This window comes from Sporosarcina luteola, from assembly GCF_023715245.1.
GTDB classification, from domain to species: Bacteria; Bacillota; Bacilli; order Bacillales_A; family Planococcaceae; genus Sporosarcina; species Sporosarcina luteola_C.
This window is the reverse complement of the sequence record NZ_JAMBNV010000001.1, coordinates 1,192,975-1,212,408: the sequence shown is the minus strand read 5'-3', so window position 1 is coordinate 1,212,408 and position 19,434 is coordinate 1,192,975. Positions and strand designations below refer to the sequence as shown.

Below are 19,434 nucleotides of genomic sequence, written 5' to 3'. Positions count from 1 at the left end.
TTCATAATTTATCATTGCGACATTCATCACATTCGATTTATTCTGTTAAGTATAATCATAATTACACAATAAAAAGTATTTATCAATAATCATTATAATTAACTGTGGATTTCATGTATAGGCTATGCTATATTGAAAAAGAAGTATAGTAGATTAGAAATTCAAGGAGGCATTATCAATGACAAGCAATGATAATCATTCTCAAAAGAAACTGACAACCGCTGCTGGGGCACCTGTAGTGGACAACCAAAACTCGATGACTGCGGGGCCTCGTGGGCCTGTACTTTTGCAGGATGTTTGGTTGATTGAAAAACTAGCGCATTTCGACCGTGAAGTCATTCCTGAACGACGCATGCATGCAAAAGGATCCGGTGCTTACGGAACTTTCACGGTGACAAATGATATTTCTCAATACACAAGAGCGAAGTTGTTCTCTGAGGTCGGCAAAAAGACGGATATGTTTGCCCGTTTTTCAACAGTTGCAGGCGAACGAGGAGCTGCTGATGCTGAGCGTGACATCCGTGGATTCGCGCTTAAGTTTTATACGGAAGAAGGTAACTGGGATCTTGTTGGAAACAATACACCGGTCTTCTTCTTTAGAGACCCCCTTCAATTCCCTGACTTGAACCATGCCGTTAAAAGGGATCCGCGCACGAATATGAGAAGTGCGACAAACAACTGGGATTTCTGGACTTCCCTTCCTGAAGCGCTGCACCAAGTAACCATCGTCATGAGTGAACGCGGAATTCCGAAGACATATCGCCATATGCACGGATTCGGCAGTCACACGTACAGCATGATTAATGCAAACAATGAGCGTGTATGGGTGAAATTCCATTTCCGTTCCCAGCAAGGGATTGAGAATTTGACGGACGAGCAGGCAACTGAATTGATCGGCACGGACCGCGAAACTCACCAACGGGATTTGTTAGAAAGCATCGATAGCGGCAACTTCCCTAAATGGAAGATGTATATTCAAGTGATGACTGAAGAGCAGGCATTGAACATGCCTTATAACCCGTTCGATTTGACGAAAGTCTGGTATAAAGGCGACTTCCCTCTTATCGAAGTGGGCGAATTCGAATTGAACCGTAATCCGGATAACTACTTTGCAGAAGTCGAGCAAGCCGCGTTTACACCTGCTGCAATCGTTCCCGGCATCGGCTTCTCACCTGATAAAATGTTGCAGGCAAGATTATTCTCTTATGGTGACGCCCAGCGTTATCGCCTCGGCGTTAACCATCATCAGATCCCGGTCAACGCTCCAAAATGCCCATTCCATAGTTTCCATCGTGATGGCGCGATGCGAGTGGATGGCAACCATGGAAGCAGGACTTCCTATGAACCGAACAGCTTCGGAGAATGGAGAGAACAGCCTGATTTCAAAGAGCCGCCGCTTAAAATCTATGACGATGCAGCGCACTGGGATTTCCGTCAGGATGACGATGATTACTTCACGCAACCTGGCAAGCTGTTTAATTTGATGGACGATGAACAAAAGGAGTTATTATTCGGTAATACCGCCCGCAACCTTGGCGACGCCCCAAATGAAATCAAATACCGCCATATCCGCCACTGTTACCAAGCAGATCCCGCTTATGGCGCAGGCGTTGCCGCTGCACTCGGCATATCAATGGACGATGTATTGGTTAAACAAGAAGTTACAAGCAATCAATAATAAAAAATGCCAACGAAAGGATTTCTCCTATCGTTGGCATTTTTCTTGCTGCAAATCAATATTTATATATGACCGGAAAATCTTCTGTCACTCCATTGAATAAATCGGCCAACCCCTCCATATCCTATGGGATAAAGTGAAACTTCAATCAGTGGGTTTTTCCACTGATTGTTAGTTAAACCAATCGGGCATTTACTGGCTGTTGATTCCCCGCTTGTGGGGGATCTTACAGCCAGTTAGTGTGGGATATACGCCAATTATGTCAGGAGTGATACATATGGACACGGTCAAGGCGATGCCAACATCCAAGGACAGGTTATTGAATACGTGCTTTCTTTTATTTTGCCTATGCATGATTGATGCAATCTTTACTGATTTCGGCATCCGTTACGGTCATATTGAAGAAGCGAATCCATTAGTCCGTTCCCTGTACGATATAAATATCATTGCATTCTATTTGATGAAGTCAAGTCTTCCAATTATACTCTTCCTATTTATGAAATACATGAAACCCTCAGTAGTAGTAAAAAATCTACTAATTGTTGCACTGATCATCTATACAATCGTTATCTTCATCCACATTTCCTGGATCATTATCGTCACTGCATTCATTTAGCAGATGGGCTAATTGCATTGAATATATTTGCAACAATCAAACCGGTGATGAGAGCAATGACGCTCATTACAAATGGCGTCCCGCTTTCAGGGATGCCAGGATAAATGACAAATACTGAACCAATGATCAAGCCAATAATGATTGCAAACATGGCATGAGTGAATTTATTTAATAAATAATGGATTGCCTTGCTGCTAATAATGAAGCCGACAATGACTCCAGCCCCGATAACGATGATGATTGGAATGTTAAAGGTGGATAGCGCATTGATTGCCGTCGAGTAAACACCGAGTAGCAGTAAAACAAACGAACCGCTCACACCCGGCAACAGCATCGCCATGCTTCCTGCCCATCCTGCCAAAAACAAACCGAGCGTGTTCTGCAAGGTTAACGATGTAATGATTCCCGTTTCTGCCGGCTTGATGAATACTGTCGCAGCCAAAGCAGCACCGACGAGTAGCAAGAGGATGAAATGGCCAATTTTAAAGTTCTTCCTGACACCCGCCTGCCTTGAAATGTACGGCACGACACCGATGATCAGTCCCAAAAAGAAAAATTGCGTAGGTTGGGGGTATTCTTTCAACAAGAAGTCGATGACCCTGCTGAAGAGCAACAATGTCAAACCGACGCCAATGCCTAACGGTAGTAAAAAGCCGATATGCTTTTTCCACTCACGACTGAAAAAGCCGCTGATTGCAACTAATAATCGATCATATATACCAAGAATAAACGCGATTGTCCCCCCGCTCACTCCCGGAATCAAGTCGCTGATTCCCATCAGGAATCCGCGATAAATGTTTTTCCATTCCATACTGCAGTTCCTCCAATATCTTTTCACTGATAGTAGTATACCATTTACCGTTTGCCGTGAGCCATATAAAGTCCATTCCAATGTTTTTTACTATTCCGTAAATCACCCGAATTTAATCTGAATTAAAAACGCTCGGGCGCAATACCACACCCAAGCGTCAATAATGTATTATATAGCAGCAGTTGCTTCGTTCCTTTTAGCTGCAATCGCTTCAATTCTATTGTTAAATTCATCCACCGTCAAATTCTGTTCGACAAAATAGCGGTTGCGCGGATGTGTTCGGCATTCGTCCGAACAGCTGCGCATATAGAAATGCTCGTTTTCTTCAGAGCATAATATTTTTGCATTGCACTCAGGGTTTGCACAGTTCACATATCTCTCGCAAGGTGTACCGTCAAAATGATCACGACCAACGATGACATGTTCAACTTGATTGATCGGAACCGCAATCCTTTCGTCGAATACGTAGCATTGTCCGTCCCAAAGCTGGCCTTTCGCTACTGGATCTTTGCCGTAAGTGACAATTCCACCTTGCAGGTGGGCAACGTCCTCGAAACCTTCACGCTTCATCCAGCCTGTGAACTTCTCACATCTGATTCCGCCTGTACAGTACGCAAGAACTTTCTTCCCTTCAAACATTTCCCTGTTTTCTTGGACCCATTGCGGAAGGTCACGGAATGTCTCAACATCAGGTCGAATAGCACCTCTGAAATGACCAAGATCATACTCGTAATCATTTCTCGTATCCAACACAATCGTGTTTTCGTCTTGCATCCGCTCCAAGAATTCTTCAGGCTTCAAATATTCGCCAGTCAATTCCAATGGGTTAATGTCTTCCTCCAAGCTCAGGTTTACAATTTCCTGACGATAGCGAACGTGCATCTTCTTGAACGCATGTCCATCTGTTTCATCAATCTTGAACCAAAGATCTTTGAAGCGTTCATCGTTATGCATCTTCTCCATGTAAGCATCCGTCTGTTCAATCGTTCCGGAACATGTACCGTTGATGCCTTCTTCACCGATTAGAATACGGCCTTTCAATCCTAATTCCTTACAAAAAGCCAAATGTTCGGCAACAAATGTTTCTGGGTCTTCGATGTGTACATATTTATAGTACAACAATACCCGATATGCTCCTGTTTCCATTTCTTCGACCACCTTCTGTTTGTTTTCTTTGCAGTAGAAATAACAGCTTGATCGGTTTAACAATATTTGATTGTAAACACTTAACAGCTCACCCGCATTTGCAAGATCCGGGCATCAGACAGTATAACATATAATCGTGCTTCGAAAAAGAAGTTTTCCTTCTTCTATTTCTGCGGTAACGCATTTCAATTGCCCTTATTTACCCATCCCCAACCAGGACATAATTGTTGTATACTACTAGTATGAAAGATTCGACATTTTTCCCGATTATCCGAAACTATCTATCGAGTCGCTCCGTCTAACTTTACAGAAAGAACAATCAGGAAGTTTAATAGAATTCTGATACCAAAAAAACAAAAAGGAGCCGCGCAACATGAAAAGAAAGCATCACAAAGCACGATCGGTATGGATTGATATCACTTTTTCCACCGCCATTGTCCTATTGACAGTAAGCGCCATACTTCTCGTATTCACACCAGAGAAAAGCCTTACCGCTTCACAGCCTGATGAGAAGGAAACGACCTCATCCATCCCTATGGAAACGGAACAAATAGATTCCAACTATCCAGGCATCAAGATCATTACAAAAACATCAAACGACATAAACGCTCCTTATGCCATCCAATATCCGCAAAGCATACATACTATTTTCAATTCGGAAGTCAAAAAATATATTGAAGAAGTTCAGGAAAGATACCTTGAAACGATGATTGAGAAGAAACGGCTTGATGAAAATATGTCAGGGGAATTGAACGTCTCCTATGAAACGCTGCCCCATGCCTCAGGGAATTACTCCTTTGTCTTTCTTAATAGCAGCAGCTTCAGCGATTCGGAATCAGGCAAAATGGAAATCCGTTCATTCCATTTGAACCCCGAGACGGGAGAAAGCTTCTCTATAAGGGACTTATTTGCAGGAGATTCCAACCGCCTGCAGACACTCGCTTCATCAGTGCGTCGGGCAATTCATAAAGATGATTCGTTGCAGGAACATATTATTGAGGATGGATTGGAAAAATATACGGAGCCCAGGTGGATGAATTATAGGAATTTCGCCATCACGGATGATGTACTCATTATCTACTTCGATGAAAATACGATAGCGGATAGCTTGGTTGGACCACCAATCGTCTCCGTTCCTATTGATGCAATAAACGAATTGCTAGCTTCGGCGTTCAAGCCCGAGGACAGAGAAGATACAATTGAAATCCCGAATCAGGGTTCACAGGATTCATCGAATGAAGAACAAAACAATGAGCACTCCGACAAGCCAACTGAATCGGATACAGAAGGCGATGATCAATCAAAAGATTCTCCTCCTGTTGAAACCGTCCATAAAAAGGTCGCTTTGACATTTGATGACGGTCCTGATCCGAAAGTGACGAGACAAATTTTAGAAACCCTTCAAAAACACGATGCAAAAGCAACATTCTTCATGCTTGGCAGCCGTGTCGAATACTACTCGGACATTGTAAATGAAATTAAGGATGCCGGCCATGAATTGGGCAACCATACTTGGACACATGCAGATTTGACCAAATTAGAACCTGAACGCATCGCTAAAGAGATTGATAAGACTTCCGCTATCATCGAGGATGTGACCGGACAAAAAGTCGAAGCATTCCGACCTCCCTATGGAGCTGTCAATGACACCGTTCACAATATAGCCGGAATACCGGTCGTATTATGGGATGTAGATACGCAAGATTGGAAATACCGTGATCCCGCTAGAATTCTACAAGTCGTGAAAGAGAATGTGAAGGATCGCAGCATCATACTCTTGCATGACATCCACCAATCGACTGCCGATGGACTTGATGCTGTTCTGACGTATTTGAAAAATGAAGGTTATGATTTCGTCACTGTCAAAGAATTAGAAGAGTCATCCCCCTGAACACTAGTTGTTCAGGTTTTTTTGTGTTGCTTGTATATTTTATTTCCGACCTCTGTTATAATGATGTTAGAACAGAATGGAGGGTTTAACATGTTCATTCAAATCGAACCGACCTCAGAAATCCCGATATATACTCAGTTGGCGAATCAATTGATTGAATTAATTGCTTCAGGGACAATAAAGGCTTCCGAAGCTTTGCCTTCCGTCCGGTCCCTAGCGGCTGATCTAGGCGTGAATATGCATACAGTAAACAAAGCGTATCATGAACTGGAAAGGAAAAATATTATTGAAATCATTCCAAAATCGGGCGCAATTATCAATTCGATATCCACTAAAGGCCCGAGTGATATGCAACTAGACCTTATCAAATTGCATTTGAAGCCGCTTATTGCAGAATCGATCGTTTATGGCATGGACAAGGAACAGATTTTATCACTCACTTCATCAATCATTTCGGAAATTACGGAGGGATGACAATGGTACTTTCATTATTCTTGGTAATCATCTTATTTTTGATCGTTATGCAGGCAGCTATTCCTTACCTTTTGAAGAATACAATTGTTTTCGGAGTGACGATACCAGAGGGTCATACCGATGATAAAACGCTCGTCAGGTACAAGAAAACCTATTCAGCAACTATCTTTTTCATCGGGTTGATAGGTCTCCTCATTTATGTAATTTGGGCAATCGGGAATAATTTGCAGGAAGACAAGATCGTTTTCACCGGATTGATCCTTCAGTTCGGAATCCTCTTGATCAGCATGGGACTTTACTTGTATTTTCATATTAAGACGATGAAAAGAAAACGGGATCATAAATGGGGAGACAACTTAAAAAGAGTACGGGTCGCAGATTTGACGAGCCGTTCCAATGATGAAATGCTCCCTTCCCTCATGTTTGCATTGCCTATTCCCATTACACTCGGTTTGATCGTCTATACAGCGATCCAATACGGCGCCATGCCGGATATGATACCGACCCATTGGGGCCCTAACGGACAACCGGATGCTTTCACTGCGAAAAACCCATTTTCCGTTATTGCGCTACTGCTCATTCTAGGAATCATGCAGGTTATGATGCTAGCAATCAATTATTTTACGAAGAAGTCCGGAGTGAAACTGAATGCGTCGAAAAGGAGTACTTCGCGCATCCAACAATTATCGTTCAGAAAGTACACTAGCTGGCTACTGTTTTTAGTATCCATTTCAATGACGATTCTTTTCGGCTTTTTCCAATTGACAACGATTCACGAAAATTTGGGAGGACCTACCTTCATGATGATGATGCCTTTAGGATTTCTATTCATCATCTTAATCGCAACAGCAGTGTACGCATTCAAAGTCGGCCAAGGGGGCTCCCGGGTGCAGCTTGACATTGACGAGGAACCCATCGCGGGTGTTACTGATTATGACGATGACGCCTATTGGAAAGCAGGCGTATTCTATGTAAATAAAAACGACCCTTCCATCCTTGTAGAAAAGAGGTTCGGGGTCGGATGGACGTTGAACTTCGGAAATCCCATCGGTTATTTGATCATCATCGGTCCATTGCTTGTCATATTGGGAATTGCATATTTACTGGATTGAAAAAACCGGCTTTCGCCGGTTTTTTTAGTTGAAGACACTTGTACTGTGCAATGGTTGCAGTCGTGCTTTCGGATCGATGAATGCTTTTGCATGGTTCACGGCTGTTGGAGCTTCACCTAAACCGACAGCAATCAGCTTTACTTTCCCGTCATATGTCGTGACGTCCCCTGCTGCATAAATGCCTTCTATATTCGTTTCCATTCTAGAATTGACGACGATTGAGTTGCGGTCCATCTCAAGCCCCCACTCTTTGATTGCTCCGAGGGATGAAATATTGCCATAATTGACGATGACGTGGTCCACGTGCAATGCTTCTTCTGAACCGTCCTTTTGGGCGATGACGACTTCTCTAACGATGCCATCTTCCCCGACTATCGACTTTACAGCACGGGAAGTGAGAACATTGACTTTCGAGGACATCAATTGGTTCACGCTTGTTTCATGCGCTGTAAATCGTTCGCGCCGGTGGACAAGTGATACATTCGATGCGATATCTTCAAGCATCATTGCCCAGTCCACTGCCGAATCCCCTCCGCCGCATACAAGCACGTCTTTTCCTTTAAACTGGGATAAGTCTTTAATTCCGTAATGTAATGTCTTTCCTTCAAACTCAGCTTCTTCTGCCAATCCGATTTTACGTGGCTGGAAAGCACCAATCCCAGCAGTCAAAAGGATTGTGCGTGTCAAATGGACTCCTTTATCCGTTTGGAGGATGAAGTGGTCTCCATCACGTGTCACGGAAAGCGCAGTTTCACCTAGGTGGATTTCAGGTTTTGAATAATGTGCTTGTGTAACAAGATTTGCGACAAGATCCTTCGCGAGGATTTTCGGGAAGCCGCCAACGTCATAAATGAACTTATCCGGATACAGCTCGATTAACTGTCCGCCAAGCTGCGGCAAGCTATCAATGATTTTAACCGACATTTCCCGCATGCCCGCGTAGAACGAAGCAAAAAGTCCTGTTGGTCCCCCGCCTATAATTGTAATATCGACTATCTCATTGCTCATCTATAAACACTCCAATGTACTTTAAATTTGGATGGATGTAAGATAAATCCGTTTAATCAGTATCCCCTACATATCTACTCTACACATTATCTATTATTTTTCAATAAAAAACACATAATTTGACTTGCGAAATCAGATTTCAAATCGATAAATTCATTGAGTCGTCGAAACAGCAACCATCGTAACAAGGGAGCCGTTTCAACGATCATTTTACTCTTCTTCTAATTGCTCCTCACAGAAAGCGGCTAGTTGGATGATTTCTTCATCGTCGAGATCAAAATCAATCGCCGCCTCTGTCGACCGTTCGAAAAGATGGTACGAAGCCACTCTTCCTTCTTCCCCATCGACGACATAAATGACCCGAATGCCAGTCCCCTTTTCATTATAAAGCTCATCTTCTTCATCGAATTTTACGTATATGCGAAATTCGTATCGATTCCCTGTCAGTATGCCTGTTGGATCGATGAGTTCGATCATGCTATATTCAATTATTTCCACTTGGTCTCATCCTCACTTAATGTTTTCATTACCATCTTACAGCAAACTAGACGAATTGGTCACGTAATCACTTTCATCAGACTATCTATGTAAGATGCAAACTTTCTTTTGCATTTTCACAATGATTAGTTAACAATGAAGACAGTGAATTATATTCACACAATTTGATCACGGGGGAATGACAATGCTCACTTTTGAAAGATTCGAGTACAAAAGGCCTGACATGAACAATATCAAGCAAGAGTTCAATGGACTGCTGGAACAATTCCGTTCAGCAAAGTCCTTTGAAGAACAGAATGGTGTAATTGAAGAGCTGAATACCATCGGAAGCAATTATTCCACGCAATCAAACCTGATGTACATCCGTTCATCCATCGATACGAATGATGATTTCTATCAAAAGGAACGGGAGTATTTCGATGATATAGGGCCTGAATTCCAGGAACTTGGGACCGCATTCTATAAAGAGTTGGTGAAGACACCTTTCCGGAAAGAATTAGAAGAAAAATGGGGTACCCAGCTGTTCGCTCTTGCGGATAATGCAATCAAGTCCTTTTCGCCAGAAGTCCTTCCCCTTCTTCAACAAGAGAATAAACTTACTTCCGAATATGCAAAGCTCGTCGCTTCCGCTCAAATCGAGTTTGACGGAAAGACATTGACTCTTGCGCAGCTCGGCCCGTACGCTGAGTCAACTGACAGAGGCATCAGGAAGTCCGCAATGGAGGCTTCTTATTCGTTCTATGCGGAAAACGGTGATGCGTTTGACCGCATCTATGATGATCTCGTCAAAGTGAGACATGAAATCGCAACAAAATTAGGATTCAAGAACTTTGTGGAGCTAGGTTACGCGCGTATGAACCGGATCGGTTATGACGCAGATATGGTGAAAAACTTCCGTGACCAAGTACGGGATTATATTGTTCCGCTTACAACGAAGTTATACGAGCGCCAGGCTGATCGTATCGGTGTTGATGAATTGAAGTACTACGACCAGTCGCTTAACTTCCTGAGCGGGAATGCCACACCTAAAGGTTCCTCGGAATGGATCATTGAAAACGGAAAAAAGATGTACGAAGAACTCTCACCTGAAACCGATGAATTCTTCAAGTATATGACGGAAAAGCATCTTCTCGATCTTGAAGCGAAGAAAGGGAAAGAGTCTGGCGGTTATTGCACGTTCATCGATGATTATGATTCACCTTTCATCTTTTCGAACTTCAATGGCACATCTGGCGATATCGATGTCCTCACTCACGAAGCGGGGCATGCTTTCCAAGTGTATTCAAGCCGTAATATAGGTATTCCTGAATACGTCTGGCCGACACATGAAGGAGCCGAAATCCATTCCATGAGTATGGAATTCTTCACTTGGCCATGGATGGAGTTGTTCTTTGAAGACGATACAGAAAAGTATAAGTTTGCCCACTTGAGCAGCGGTCTGTTATTTTTACCATACGGCGTGGCGGTAGATGAATTCCAGCATGCAATCTATGAAAATCCTGAAATGACGCCTGAAGAACGTAAAGCGGAATGGAAGCGGATTGAAAAATTGTATTTGCCGATGCGTGATTATGATGGCAATCCGTATTTGGAGGCAGGTTCTATTTGGCAGCGCCAATCGCATATTTACGAAGTTCCGTTCTACTATATCGATTACACGTTGGCTCAAATCTGCGCGTTCCAATTTTGGAAGCGTTCGTTTGAGGACCGTGATACTGCTTGGAAGGATTATTTGCATTTATGTAAGCTTGGCGGATCGAAGCCGTTTACAGAGTTGGTGAAAGAGGCTAATTTGCTATCGCCTTTTGAGGATGGCTGTGTTGAATCAGTTGTTGGTACGATTGAAACATGGTTGAATTCAGTTGACGATAAAGCTTTATAATAATTGAAAGGGCTGCCAGTATAGGCAGCCTTTTTAATTAATTGGATTACATCAATCCGATCGCATTCCCTTTTTCGTCTATATCCATTTGAAGGGCCGCCGGTTTTTTCGGCAATCCTGGCATCGTCATAATATCTCCCGTCAGGCAGACAAGGAAGCCTGCACCTAGCTTCGGAATGATTTCACGAATAGTAATTGTGAAATCTGTTGGCCTGCCGAGTTTCTTAGGATCATCAGAGAAGGAGTATTGCGTTTTCGCCATACAGACAGGAAGGATATCCCATCCATTCTGTTCGATCTGCAATAAATCTTTCCTCGCCTTATCGGTGAGGATGATTCCCTTTCCTCCATATGCCTTCTGAACAATCGCCGTTATTTTATCAATGACAGGCTGTTCCACATCATATAGAGGTGCAAATTCATTCGGTTCCTCCAACATTTCTATAACGTGCTTCGCCAAATCCTGGCCGCCTGCTCCGCCCTGGCCCCAAACGTCCGTCAGCGCCGCCCGGACACCTTTCCCTGCACACCATTTCAGAATGAAATCAAGTTCAGCTGCAGAATCTGTAATGAACCGGTTCAATGCGACGACGGGCTGTACACCGAAGGAACGGACTGTCTCCACGTGTTTTTCCAGATTGACAATGCCCTCCATGACTGCTTGGACATTTTCGTTCGCAAGATCTGCCTTCGCGACTCCGCCATGCATTTTCAAAGCACGGATTGTTGTCACAAGGACGACTGCATCCGGTGCAAAACCGCCTTTACGCGCTTTGATGTCCATGAATTTCTCGGCGCCGAGGTCTGATCCGAATCCAGCTTCGGTCACAACGATATCAGCCAATTGTCTAGCCGTATTCGTTGCCATCAACGAGTTGCAGCCATGCGCAATATTTGCGAAAGGTCCGCCGTGTATCAAAGCTGGCGTCCCTTCAATCGTCTGGACAAGATTTGGTTTGAATGCTTCCTTCAACAATAAAGTCAAAGCGCCTTCTACACCCAAATCCCTCACGGTGACCGCTTCTCTCTCATACGTATACCCGATCACCATCTGGGAAAGGCGTTCCTTTAAATCTGTCAAGCTTGTCGCCAAGCAGAACACGGCCATTATTTCAGAAGCGACAGTAATATCGAAGCCATCTTCCCTCGGCACACCTTGCCCGGGACCACCGAGACCGATTGTAATATGACGCAAGGCGCGGTCATTCATGTCCATTGCACGCTTCCAAGTAATCCTGCGCGGGTCGATCTGCAATACATTTCCTTGATGGAGATGATTATCGATCATCGCACTAAGCGCATTATTCGCAGTTGTGATTGCATGAATATCGCCGTTGAAATGCAGATTGATTTCTTCCATTGGCAGCACTTGAGCATACCCGCCGCCCGCAGCTCCGCCCTTAACACCCATGACAGGTCCTAGGGATGGCTCACGGAGAGCAATCATCGCTTTTTCACCTAGTCTTGCCAGTGCATCCGCAAGCCCTACAGTCACTGTAGATTTCCCTTCACCCGCAGGCGTTGGACTGGTTGCAGTCACGAGTACGACTTTTCCAAAGGATTTCGCGGCAGGCAATTTGGATACATCAATTTTCGCTTTGTATCGTCCGTATGGTTCAACAGCCTCTTCGGGAATTCCCGCATTCCTCGCGATATCAGCTATCGGCTGCATCACAGCAGAAGCAGCAATCGCTAAATCCGTTAATGGCTTTGCTTTTTCAGTCAAAATGTCCACACCCTTCTCTATGTCTTTCCTAAATAACGTTTTAAGATTATAGCTTCAATTCGCTTACTCTTTTATGCGTAAAACAAGCTTTCCAAACTGTTCACTGTTCTCCAAGTCCCTGAAAGCTTCCAATCCATCCTCGAGACGATATATTTTGTCGATGACAGGTTTTATTCCGTATTCTTCGACATGTTCCAACATCTCCCGAAGCTCTTCCCTGCTGCCCATCGTTGAGCCGAAAAGTTGATATTGTCCATAGAAGAACTTTCGAAGATCCAGTTCGATGACGTCTTCTGTCGTCGCACCGAATACAACAATCCTTCCCCCAGGTTTTAAGACGTCCAATGAACGGTTGAATGTTGCCTTACCGATGCTTTCTATTACAAGGTCGATTGTTTCATCCGCAAGAACCTCTGTCCAATCACCATTCGTATCTATTGCTACATCAGCGCCGAGCTCAAGTGCCTTCTTTCGCTTTTCGTCGACACGTGAACTGACGATGACGCGAGCTCCGGCATTTTTTGCAAACTGGATAAGATATGTTGCAACCCCGCTCCCTGCGCCCGGAATGAAGACGGTATCCCCTTTCTTCAATTCCCCTTGTGTAAACAATGCCCGGAAGCCTGTTAAAGCGGCTAATGAGAGAACTGATGCCTCCTCCATTGATAGATTTGCTGGTTTCTTTTCAATCTGCTCTGCAGAAATGGCGATTTTCTCAGCGAATGTACCATGATCGGGCATACCTAAAATGTCGAACTCTTCAGGCGGGGCAGCACTTTTCCCAAACCAGCGCAGTGACGGATTAATGATCACTTCGTCACCGATCGCCCAGTTGTCCACTCCTTCACCTATGGACTCAATCACGCCAACCCCATCGGAGCCGAGAATTAAAGGCTCCTTCATATCCCCACGCCGTTCAGGTACTTTAATATCCCTTCGATTCATACCAGCGGAATGCAATGCTACGACGACTTCACCTATATTAGCAATCGGCTCTTCCATCTCATCGATTTTTAATTGACCATTTACATGAATGAGCGCTTTCACAACACAACCCCCATTTAAAATATTCTATGAATTGTATACTATTCCATCATACAACATCCACCAGTTATTTTCATATGGATAATAAAAAACGCAAAGAAGAAATCTTCTTTGCGCAGACTGTAGGCAAACACCATGAATTTTAGTGTTTGCCTACAGTCTTATTTCTTTTATAGAGATAAGCTAGCAATGTTGATTTCCGCTGCGAGCGGACGCTTTCCGCGGGCACGGCTTCAGCCAATCGGACTACGAAGAGTCCGGTTTGCCGTATTTCTGCGTTCTTTGCAGAAATTAAGGCAGCCTCCACATCCTGCTCGCAACGCTTCGCTTGTGCTCGCAAAAGCCGTTCTTCGTCACGGCTTTCGCAGGAGTCGCCGCTCTCCGCTCCAATCAACGGTGTTTCCTACTAACTGAATTAGGTGATGGATATGATGACGAAGAATCAATTTAATGAACTCGAACAGTTGGAAATACCATCAATAGAACGATTGGTTTCTTAAGATCACCTGTTTCATGTTTCGTAAATACCGAAATAACCATGAATGAAGGATAGGCCAGTATACTCAACTCCTTCTATTTATGCCCCGTGTCCAATAATCAGCCAATGCACACAAAGTTAGAATTATCAAAAGATTATCCGATGTCATTTCTGGCAAGATTACTCGAATGTAGTTGAGGACTTGCGTCATAATCATGAAATCAAAGAACTGTACAGAAAACGCAAAAAGACGATTGAACGCGTCTTTACCGATGAAATAGAATAGCATGGCAGGCGATGCTGACTTTTGCTGCCATCTTAAGAAGCTTGCCAACTAGACATGGAGGACGTCGGCTGAAAGCGTTGCTTGAATGATGCCGATATTCTTAAGGGACATCCAGTTGATTGGAGTGCAGGGCGGCGACTCCTGGGGGATCAGCGCAGCGTGAAGACCCCGCAGGAAAAGCCGTAACGAAGAACGGCTTTTGCGACCAAAAGCGATAGCGTTGGGAGCACATCCGAGGAGGCTGAGGGCAAGCCCCCCGGAAAGCGTCCGCCCGGAACGGAAATCAACGTCGAGTCAGTCTATCGTTTTTGCATCAATGCGTCATAAGACAAAAGGGATGGAAATCAATTAAATTTCCATCCCTTTTGTCGACCCTCTGCGCAAAGAAGAAATCTTCTTTGCGCTGTACAATTTGCTTATTCAATTGATGAGTTCAAATTTACGACAATTACTTCAGGGCGATTGAATACCCGTATTGGAGCAATGCTGTTACCTAGACCACGGCTTACAACCATTGACGTTTTCTCCATCTCGTAGACGCCTGACGTGTATTTCGGAAACCATCCTTGACCAGGTGCGACCAATCCTCCAATGCCCGGTATCCTCATCTGGCCTCCATGAGCATGCCCGCTGAAAACTAGATCGATTTGACTGTCGACATATACATCAAATTGTTCTGGCCTATGCGATAGAAGGATCTTATACATACTATCAGGGACATCCTTGAATGTTTTTCCTATGACTTGTTCAACATAGATTCCCTCATCAAGATTGCTGGACAATGGGTCTTCGATTCCACCGATGGCAATCTGTTCACCCGTTCGATTGCCAATTGTCACCGATTCATTTGATAATACCTTTACACCTAATTCCGCCAGCTCACTCTTTATACGCTCTTCGTCATTCGTAGATATTTCATGGTTACCTGTCACGAAATAGAAAGGCGCTACCCCATGCAACTGCCTAATGATTTCCAAACTATGCTCTAAATCATATCGGTTTCCATCGATGAAATCCCCGGTTATGAAAATGGCATCAGGAGACAAGGCTCTAACCTTATTCACTAAGTCTACATTATTGACCCCAAACTCTGAATCATGGACGTCGGATAGCTGGACAATCCGATAACCATCGAAGTTTTCGGGGAGACCGGATGCTTTAATCTCCACGAAGGTTACTCCGATTGTCGTATTCTCTTTATAAATATATATACCGAGTAGCAGGAATAGAATGGAAAATAATATGATGCCTTTGCTCTTGCTTCGTTTGCGTAAGTGCATTTATATTACTGCCAACGTTTCTTGATTTTTGCAAGCTCCAATAATTCGAGTACATCCTTTTTTGGTAATTCCGTCAAAATGGAAAGGAGTTCACGTTCTGCTAATCTTCTTCCTCGGCCGCTGCGGTAACGCTCTTTATTCTCAGCATCTACAGCGTTATATAATTCAACCAGCTTTTCGTCTTGTTCATCCGCCTCTTTAGCGATGATCAAATTTTCACGCAGCCGCTCATAAAGCATATCTACGTTCGATGAGTTGTTTGCAGTGAATGCCCTGGATGTTTTAGGGTCCCCTAGAATCAATTCATCAGTTGAGACATTGAATCTCTCGGATATTTTCGCAATCCATGCGGCAGAAGGGGCATTCTTACCTTTCTCCCAGTCTTTTATTCTACTGGCGGATGTACCGATCGCTGCTCCAAACGCCATCATAGACAGGCCTCTCTGCTCTCTTAAGGTCTTTAGTCTTACGCCGAAATCTTCTTTACTCCAATCATTCACGGTGATGCCTCCTCCTATTTACTTATCTCTATATTATTTTTCTTAGGTCCTTCTGTCAATCTTAATTTATATTTCTATCAAATTATCAGTAACCTGTTTGTTGACGCTTGTAATTCTCCTCATTTTTATCCACATACGCTTTCATTATTTCATTATATGAAATTTCAAGCCTATTCGCTATCGCACCATAATGAATCCAAATACTTTTATAGCTTTCCATATCAGTTGTTACCAAAAATTCCTGAATTGCCTTTATCGTATGCAAGAAGATTTCTGTCAAGTCCCCTTCAATTTCACCTGTCGGCCATACATCTAAGTTGTCTAGCTCTTTTTCAATTCCGAGCGATAGAAGAAAATGAATGGAGTCGACATATTCTTCTAAAATAACGTTCCTCTCTGATGGTCCCTTTGTACTCCAAAATTTAAAACACCTTGTTTCGTTGGCCAATTCTGCTAGTTCAATGAGAAGAGCCAACCCTTTTTTATTGAAAACATCCTCGGTTACAAATTGATTCTGTTGAATGTAAGCGTCAAGCTGTCGTTGCATCGTGAATAATGTTGCCAATTCCATAAAAAAACCTCCAAAATCATAAGTATCTTGAAACCAAACTGAATCTCATCCGTACAAGTAGAAGACTATATCTATTTTTTGCGAGGGGATGCTGTTATGGGATTGTTGATTCGCTTTGTCATCATTGCATTCATCGTCTATTTATTTTATCGCGGTATCCGTTATTTATTGGATCCGAAACGAAAATTGGACGAGGCGTATGAAAAAGAGCAATATTATTTCTATGATGATATAAAAAATGTAAGGAAGAACTTTTTCATCACATATAAAGGCGCCCTCTTTGAAGGTGAAAAATATTTAGGGACTACCGAAAACTCCTTTGATGTTGTGTCCATTTTCGTTTGGGTGAAGGATGATGCTAAGCTTCAAGGGTTTACGAAGGATGATTTTCACTTCTTATCCTCCGAAATCAATTCCAACTATCCAATGGCTGAGATCAGTTGGAAAAACCCGATTGAGGCATTAATGAAAGCCCGTTAATATAGCGGGCTTTTCTTAGTTTCAGACATTATCCATCCCGAATGGATCAATGCCTAGGAGATAGATGATTATCCCTAAGTACAAAAGCGCGAGCAGTAGAAAACCGATCCTGAATTCTGTGTGGCGTGTTTTATGGCTGAATGCCATCATCCCAAAATAGGAACCTATTCCTCCGCCCACAATTGCAAATAGCCATAATGTTTTCTCCGGAACTCTACGTCCCCGCTTCTTCGATTGTTTCTTATCATACCCCATCATAATAAAAGACCAAATTGATATAAATGTAATCCATGTGATAATTAGTGCATTCATATAGTCAACTCCCTATCTCCTATTCTACACTTTATTGATTGTACATAGGAAGAAGAACTATAGTAAGTTCATTAATTTTCTTTTATTTTTTAAACCATAACAAAATGCCCCGCTGCCGGTTAACGGCGCGGGGCTGTATATTGGTAAATCGCTTATTTCGCGACTGACTGTTTTGCTGTTGCTGCAAGTTGTGCAAATGCTTGTGCATCTGTTACTGCAAGATCAGCAAGCATTTTACGGTTCACTTCGATGCCAGCCACTTTAAGACCGTGCATCAATGTGCTGTATGAAAGGCCATTCATACGTGCTGCTGCGTTGATACGTGTGATCCATAGTTTACGGAAATCACGTTTTTTCTGACGGCGGTCACGGTATGCATAGTTAAATGATTTCATGACCTGTTGGTTTGCTACTTTGTAAAGTCTATGTTTTGATCCAAAATAGCCTTTAGCTAATTTCAATACTCGATTACGGCGCTTGCGCGACACTGTTCCACCTTTTACGCGTGGCATAGTTCATTACCTCCTGCTATTCCTAAAGAATGTTGTATTAGTGGTTCAAAAAGAGGATATGGAGAACTCGGGCTGACGTATATCGCCACGCCTTCGTAAATCGTACTCTTTGAACGGGGGGTTGAAAATGATTATTTCATGTATGTGATCATTTCACGGATACGTTTGTAGTCGCCTGAAGAAACAAGTGAAGCTTTACGCAAGTGGCGTTTCGCTTTTGTAGACTTATTGGCAAAAAGGTGACTTGTGTACGCACGGCCGCGTTTCACTTTACCAGTTGCAGTTTTCTTGAAACGTTTCGCGGATCCGCGGTGAGTTTTCATTTTTGGCATGATCTGTTCCTCCTAAATCGTTCGCGTTACTTTTTTTCGGCAGTCGGGGCAAGTATTAGGAACATGCTCCGGCCTTCCATTTTCGGTTTTACTTCAACCGTTGAGAATTCCTTGCATTCTTCTGCGAAGCGGTCCAAAACACGTTGACCGATTTCCTTGTGCGTAATTGCACGACCACGGAAACGGATTGACGCTTTCACTTTGTCCCCTGCTTGCAGGAATTTGATACCGTTACGAAGCTTCGTTTGGAAATCATGTTCGTCAATAGTGGGGCTTAACCGCACTTCTTTGAGGTTGATGATTTTTTGGTTCTTTCTAACTTCGCGTTCTTTCTTTTGTTGTTCAAACTTGAATTTGCCGTAGTCCATGACACGTGCTACAGGCGGCTTTGCTGTTGGAGCGACTAGGACAAGATCCAAGTTCGCGCGTGCTGCAATTTCAAGAGCCTCGGTGCGTGTTTTGATTCCAAGCTGGTCGCCGTTGTGGTCAATCAGACGAAGCTCGCGGGCACGGATGCCCTCATTTACGTACATGTCTTTGCTAATAGTAATCCACCTCCGAATGTTGTATCGCGAATACACGGTTTGGGTATACCGTCCATTATTGCGACGGTCCCATGGTCCATTCGTTTAATAAGAGCCGGACAATAAAAAAAGTAGACAAAAGTAACTTTTGTCTACCCGCTTATGTGTACATGCAAATAATTGCACGGCACGTTCACTTATGTGCAACCTGTCAACAACGTTATGCGTCGATCAGGTGAGAAGCGGGCAGCTCCTTCTTATACCACAAACTGT

At 43.4% G+C, this 19,434-nt stretch carries 21 protein-coding genes; 7 read left to right on the top strand and 14 right to left on the bottom strand.

Features of this window, described 5'->3' with window-relative positions:
• Window positions 1-178: 178 nt before the first annotated feature.
• Window positions 179-1,678 (top strand): catalase, encoded by a 1,500-nt coding sequence (locus tag M3152_RS05625; protein WP_251694208.1) that lies wholly within the window; start codon window positions 179-181, stop codon window positions 1,676-1,678.
• A gap of 277 nt (window positions 1,679-1,955) precedes the next feature.
• Window positions 1,956-2,294, top strand: a complete 339-nt coding sequence (locus M3152_RS05620) for a DUF5658 family protein (protein ID WP_251694207.1) — start codon at window positions 1,956-1,958, stop codon at window positions 2,292-2,294.
• Here M3152_RS05620 and M3152_RS05615 read toward each other — a convergent pair.
• Window positions 2,287-3,105 (bottom strand): DUF368 domain-containing protein, encoded by an 819-nt coding sequence (locus tag M3152_RS05615; RefSeq protein WP_251694206.1) that lies wholly within the window; start codon window positions 3,103-3,105, stop codon window positions 2,287-2,289. The two genes, M3152_RS05620 and M3152_RS05615, sit on opposite strands and share 8 nt — an antisense overlap.
• A 168-nt stretch (window positions 3,106-3,273) precedes the next feature.
• Window positions 3,274-4,251: a rhodanese-related sulfurtransferase gene (locus M3152_RS05610; RefSeq protein WP_251694205.1), complete on the bottom strand. Its 978-nt coding sequence runs from the start codon at window positions 4,249-4,251 to the stop codon at window positions 3,274-3,276.
• 373 nt (window positions 4,252-4,624) lie between these two features.
• Here M3152_RS05610 and M3152_RS05605 point away from each other — a divergent pair, with 373 nt between their 5' ends.
• The 3 genes from M3152_RS05605 to M3152_RS05595 all read left to right on the top strand — a co-directional run bounded on the left by M3152_RS05605 (window position 4,625) and on the right by M3152_RS05595 (window position 7,728).
• Window positions 4,625-6,142, top strand: coding sequence for a polysaccharide deacetylase family protein (locus M3152_RS05605; RefSeq protein WP_251694204.1), 1,518 nt, complete (start codon window positions 4,625-4,627; stop codon window positions 6,140-6,142).
• A gap of 90 nt (window positions 6,143-6,232) precedes the next feature.
• Window positions 6,233-6,616 carry a GntR family transcriptional regulator gene (locus M3152_RS05600; RefSeq protein ID WP_251694203.1) on the top strand — a complete coding sequence of 128 codons (384 nt, stop codon included), beginning with the start codon at window positions 6,233-6,235 and terminating at the stop codon, window positions 6,614-6,616.
• A gap of 2 nt (window positions 6,617-6,618) precedes the next feature.
• On the top strand, window positions 6,619-7,728 hold the full coding sequence (locus M3152_RS05595) for a DUF1648 domain-containing protein (RefSeq protein ID WP_251694202.1): 1,110 nt from the start codon (window positions 6,619-6,621) through the stop codon (window positions 7,726-7,728).
• 24 nt (window positions 7,729-7,752) lie between these two features.
• Here the strand turns inward: M3152_RS05595 and M3152_RS05590 are convergent, their stop codons facing one another.
• Window positions 7,753-8,736 (bottom strand): NAD(P)/FAD-dependent oxidoreductase, encoded by a 984-nt coding sequence (locus M3152_RS05590; RefSeq protein ID WP_251694201.1) that lies wholly within the window; start codon window positions 8,734-8,736, stop codon window positions 7,753-7,755.
• 210 nt (window positions 8,737-8,946) lie between these two features.
• Complete coding sequence (locus M3152_RS05585; protein WP_251694200.1) at window positions 8,947-9,234, bottom strand: DUF6509 family protein; 288 nt, start codon at window positions 9,232-9,234, stop codon at window positions 8,947-8,949.
• Between the two features lie 184 nt (window positions 9,235-9,418).
• On the opposite strand from M3152_RS05585, the gene M3152_RS05580 reads away from it, so the two are divergent.
• Window positions 9,419-11,116, top strand: a complete 1,698-nt coding sequence (locus tag M3152_RS05580) for a M3 family oligoendopeptidase (protein WP_251694199.1) — start codon at window positions 9,419-9,421, stop codon at window positions 11,114-11,116.
• Window positions 11,117-11,162: 46 nt separating this feature from the next.
• Here M3152_RS05580 and M3152_RS05575 read toward each other — a convergent pair whose 3' ends face one another.
• The 6 genes from M3152_RS05575 to M3152_RS05550 all read right to left on the bottom strand — a co-directional run bounded on the left by M3152_RS05575 (window position 11,163) and on the right by M3152_RS05550 (window position 17,001).
• Window positions 11,163-12,842, bottom strand: coding sequence for a formate--tetrahydrofolate ligase (locus M3152_RS05575; RefSeq protein ID WP_262173517.1), 1,680 nt, complete (start codon window positions 12,840-12,842; stop codon window positions 11,163-11,165).
• A 63-nt stretch (window positions 12,843-12,905) separates the two neighbouring features.
• A complete protein-coding gene (locus M3152_RS05570) occupies window positions 12,906-13,889 on the bottom strand; it encodes a zinc-binding dehydrogenase (protein WP_251694198.1) in 984 nt (327 codons plus the stop codon).
• A gap of 139 nt (window positions 13,890-14,028) precedes the next feature.
• Window positions 14,029-14,280, bottom strand: a complete 252-nt coding sequence (locus M3152_RS05565) for a hypothetical protein (protein ID WP_251694197.1) — start codon at window positions 14,278-14,280, stop codon at window positions 14,029-14,031.
• Window positions 14,281-15,066: 786 nt separating this feature from the next.
• Complete coding sequence (locus M3152_RS05560) at window positions 15,067-15,930, bottom strand: metallophosphoesterase (RefSeq protein WP_251694196.1); 864 nt, start codon at window positions 15,928-15,930, stop codon at window positions 15,067-15,069.
• A 5-nt stretch (window positions 15,931-15,935) separates the two neighbouring features.
• The gene (locus M3152_RS05555) at window positions 15,936-16,430 is read right to left on the bottom strand and encodes a helix-turn-helix domain-containing protein (protein ID WP_251694195.1); all 495 of its coding nucleotides are present in this window, start codon (window positions 16,428-16,430) and stop codon (window positions 15,936-15,938) included.
• 85 nt (window positions 16,431-16,515) lie between these two features.
• On the bottom strand, window positions 16,516-17,001 hold the full coding sequence (locus tag M3152_RS05550; RefSeq protein ID WP_251694194.1) for a dUTP diphosphatase: 486 nt from the start codon (window positions 16,999-17,001) through the stop codon (window positions 16,516-16,518).
• A 96-nt stretch (window positions 17,002-17,097) separates the two neighbouring features.
• On the opposite strand from M3152_RS05550, the gene M3152_RS05545 reads away from it, so the two are divergent.
• Window positions 17,098-17,481: a sigma-w pathway protein ysdB gene (locus M3152_RS05545; RefSeq protein ID WP_251694193.1), complete on the top strand. Its 384-nt coding sequence runs from the start codon at window positions 17,098-17,100 to the stop codon at window positions 17,479-17,481.
• Between the two features lie 21 nt (window positions 17,482-17,502).
• On the opposite strand, the gene M3152_RS05540 is transcribed toward M3152_RS05545, so the two are convergent.
• The 4 genes from M3152_RS05540 to infC form a co-directional block, all read right to left on the bottom strand.
• The gene (locus M3152_RS05540; protein WP_251694192.1) at window positions 17,503-17,793 is read right to left on the bottom strand and encodes a DUF1294 domain-containing protein; all 291 of its coding nucleotides are present in this window, start codon (window positions 17,791-17,793) and stop codon (window positions 17,503-17,505) included.
• Between the two features lie 152 nt (window positions 17,794-17,945).
• The gene (rplT, locus tag M3152_RS05535; RefSeq protein ID WP_251694191.1) at window positions 17,946-18,305 is read right to left on the bottom strand and encodes a 50S ribosomal protein L20; all 360 of its coding nucleotides are present in this window, start codon (window positions 18,303-18,305) and stop codon (window positions 17,946-17,948) included.
• 131 nt (window positions 18,306-18,436) lie between these two features.
• A complete protein-coding gene (gene rpmI, locus M3152_RS05530) occupies window positions 18,437-18,637 on the bottom strand; it encodes a 50S ribosomal protein L35 (protein WP_041075504.1) in 201 nt (66 codons plus the stop codon).
• Between the two features lie 26 nt (window positions 18,638-18,663).
• Complete coding sequence (infC, locus tag M3152_RS05525) at window positions 18,664-19,170, bottom strand: translation initiation factor IF-3 (RefSeq protein ID WP_251694190.1); 507 nt, start codon at window positions 19,168-19,170, stop codon at window positions 18,664-18,666.
• Between the last annotated feature and the right edge of the window lie 264 nt (window positions 19,171-19,434).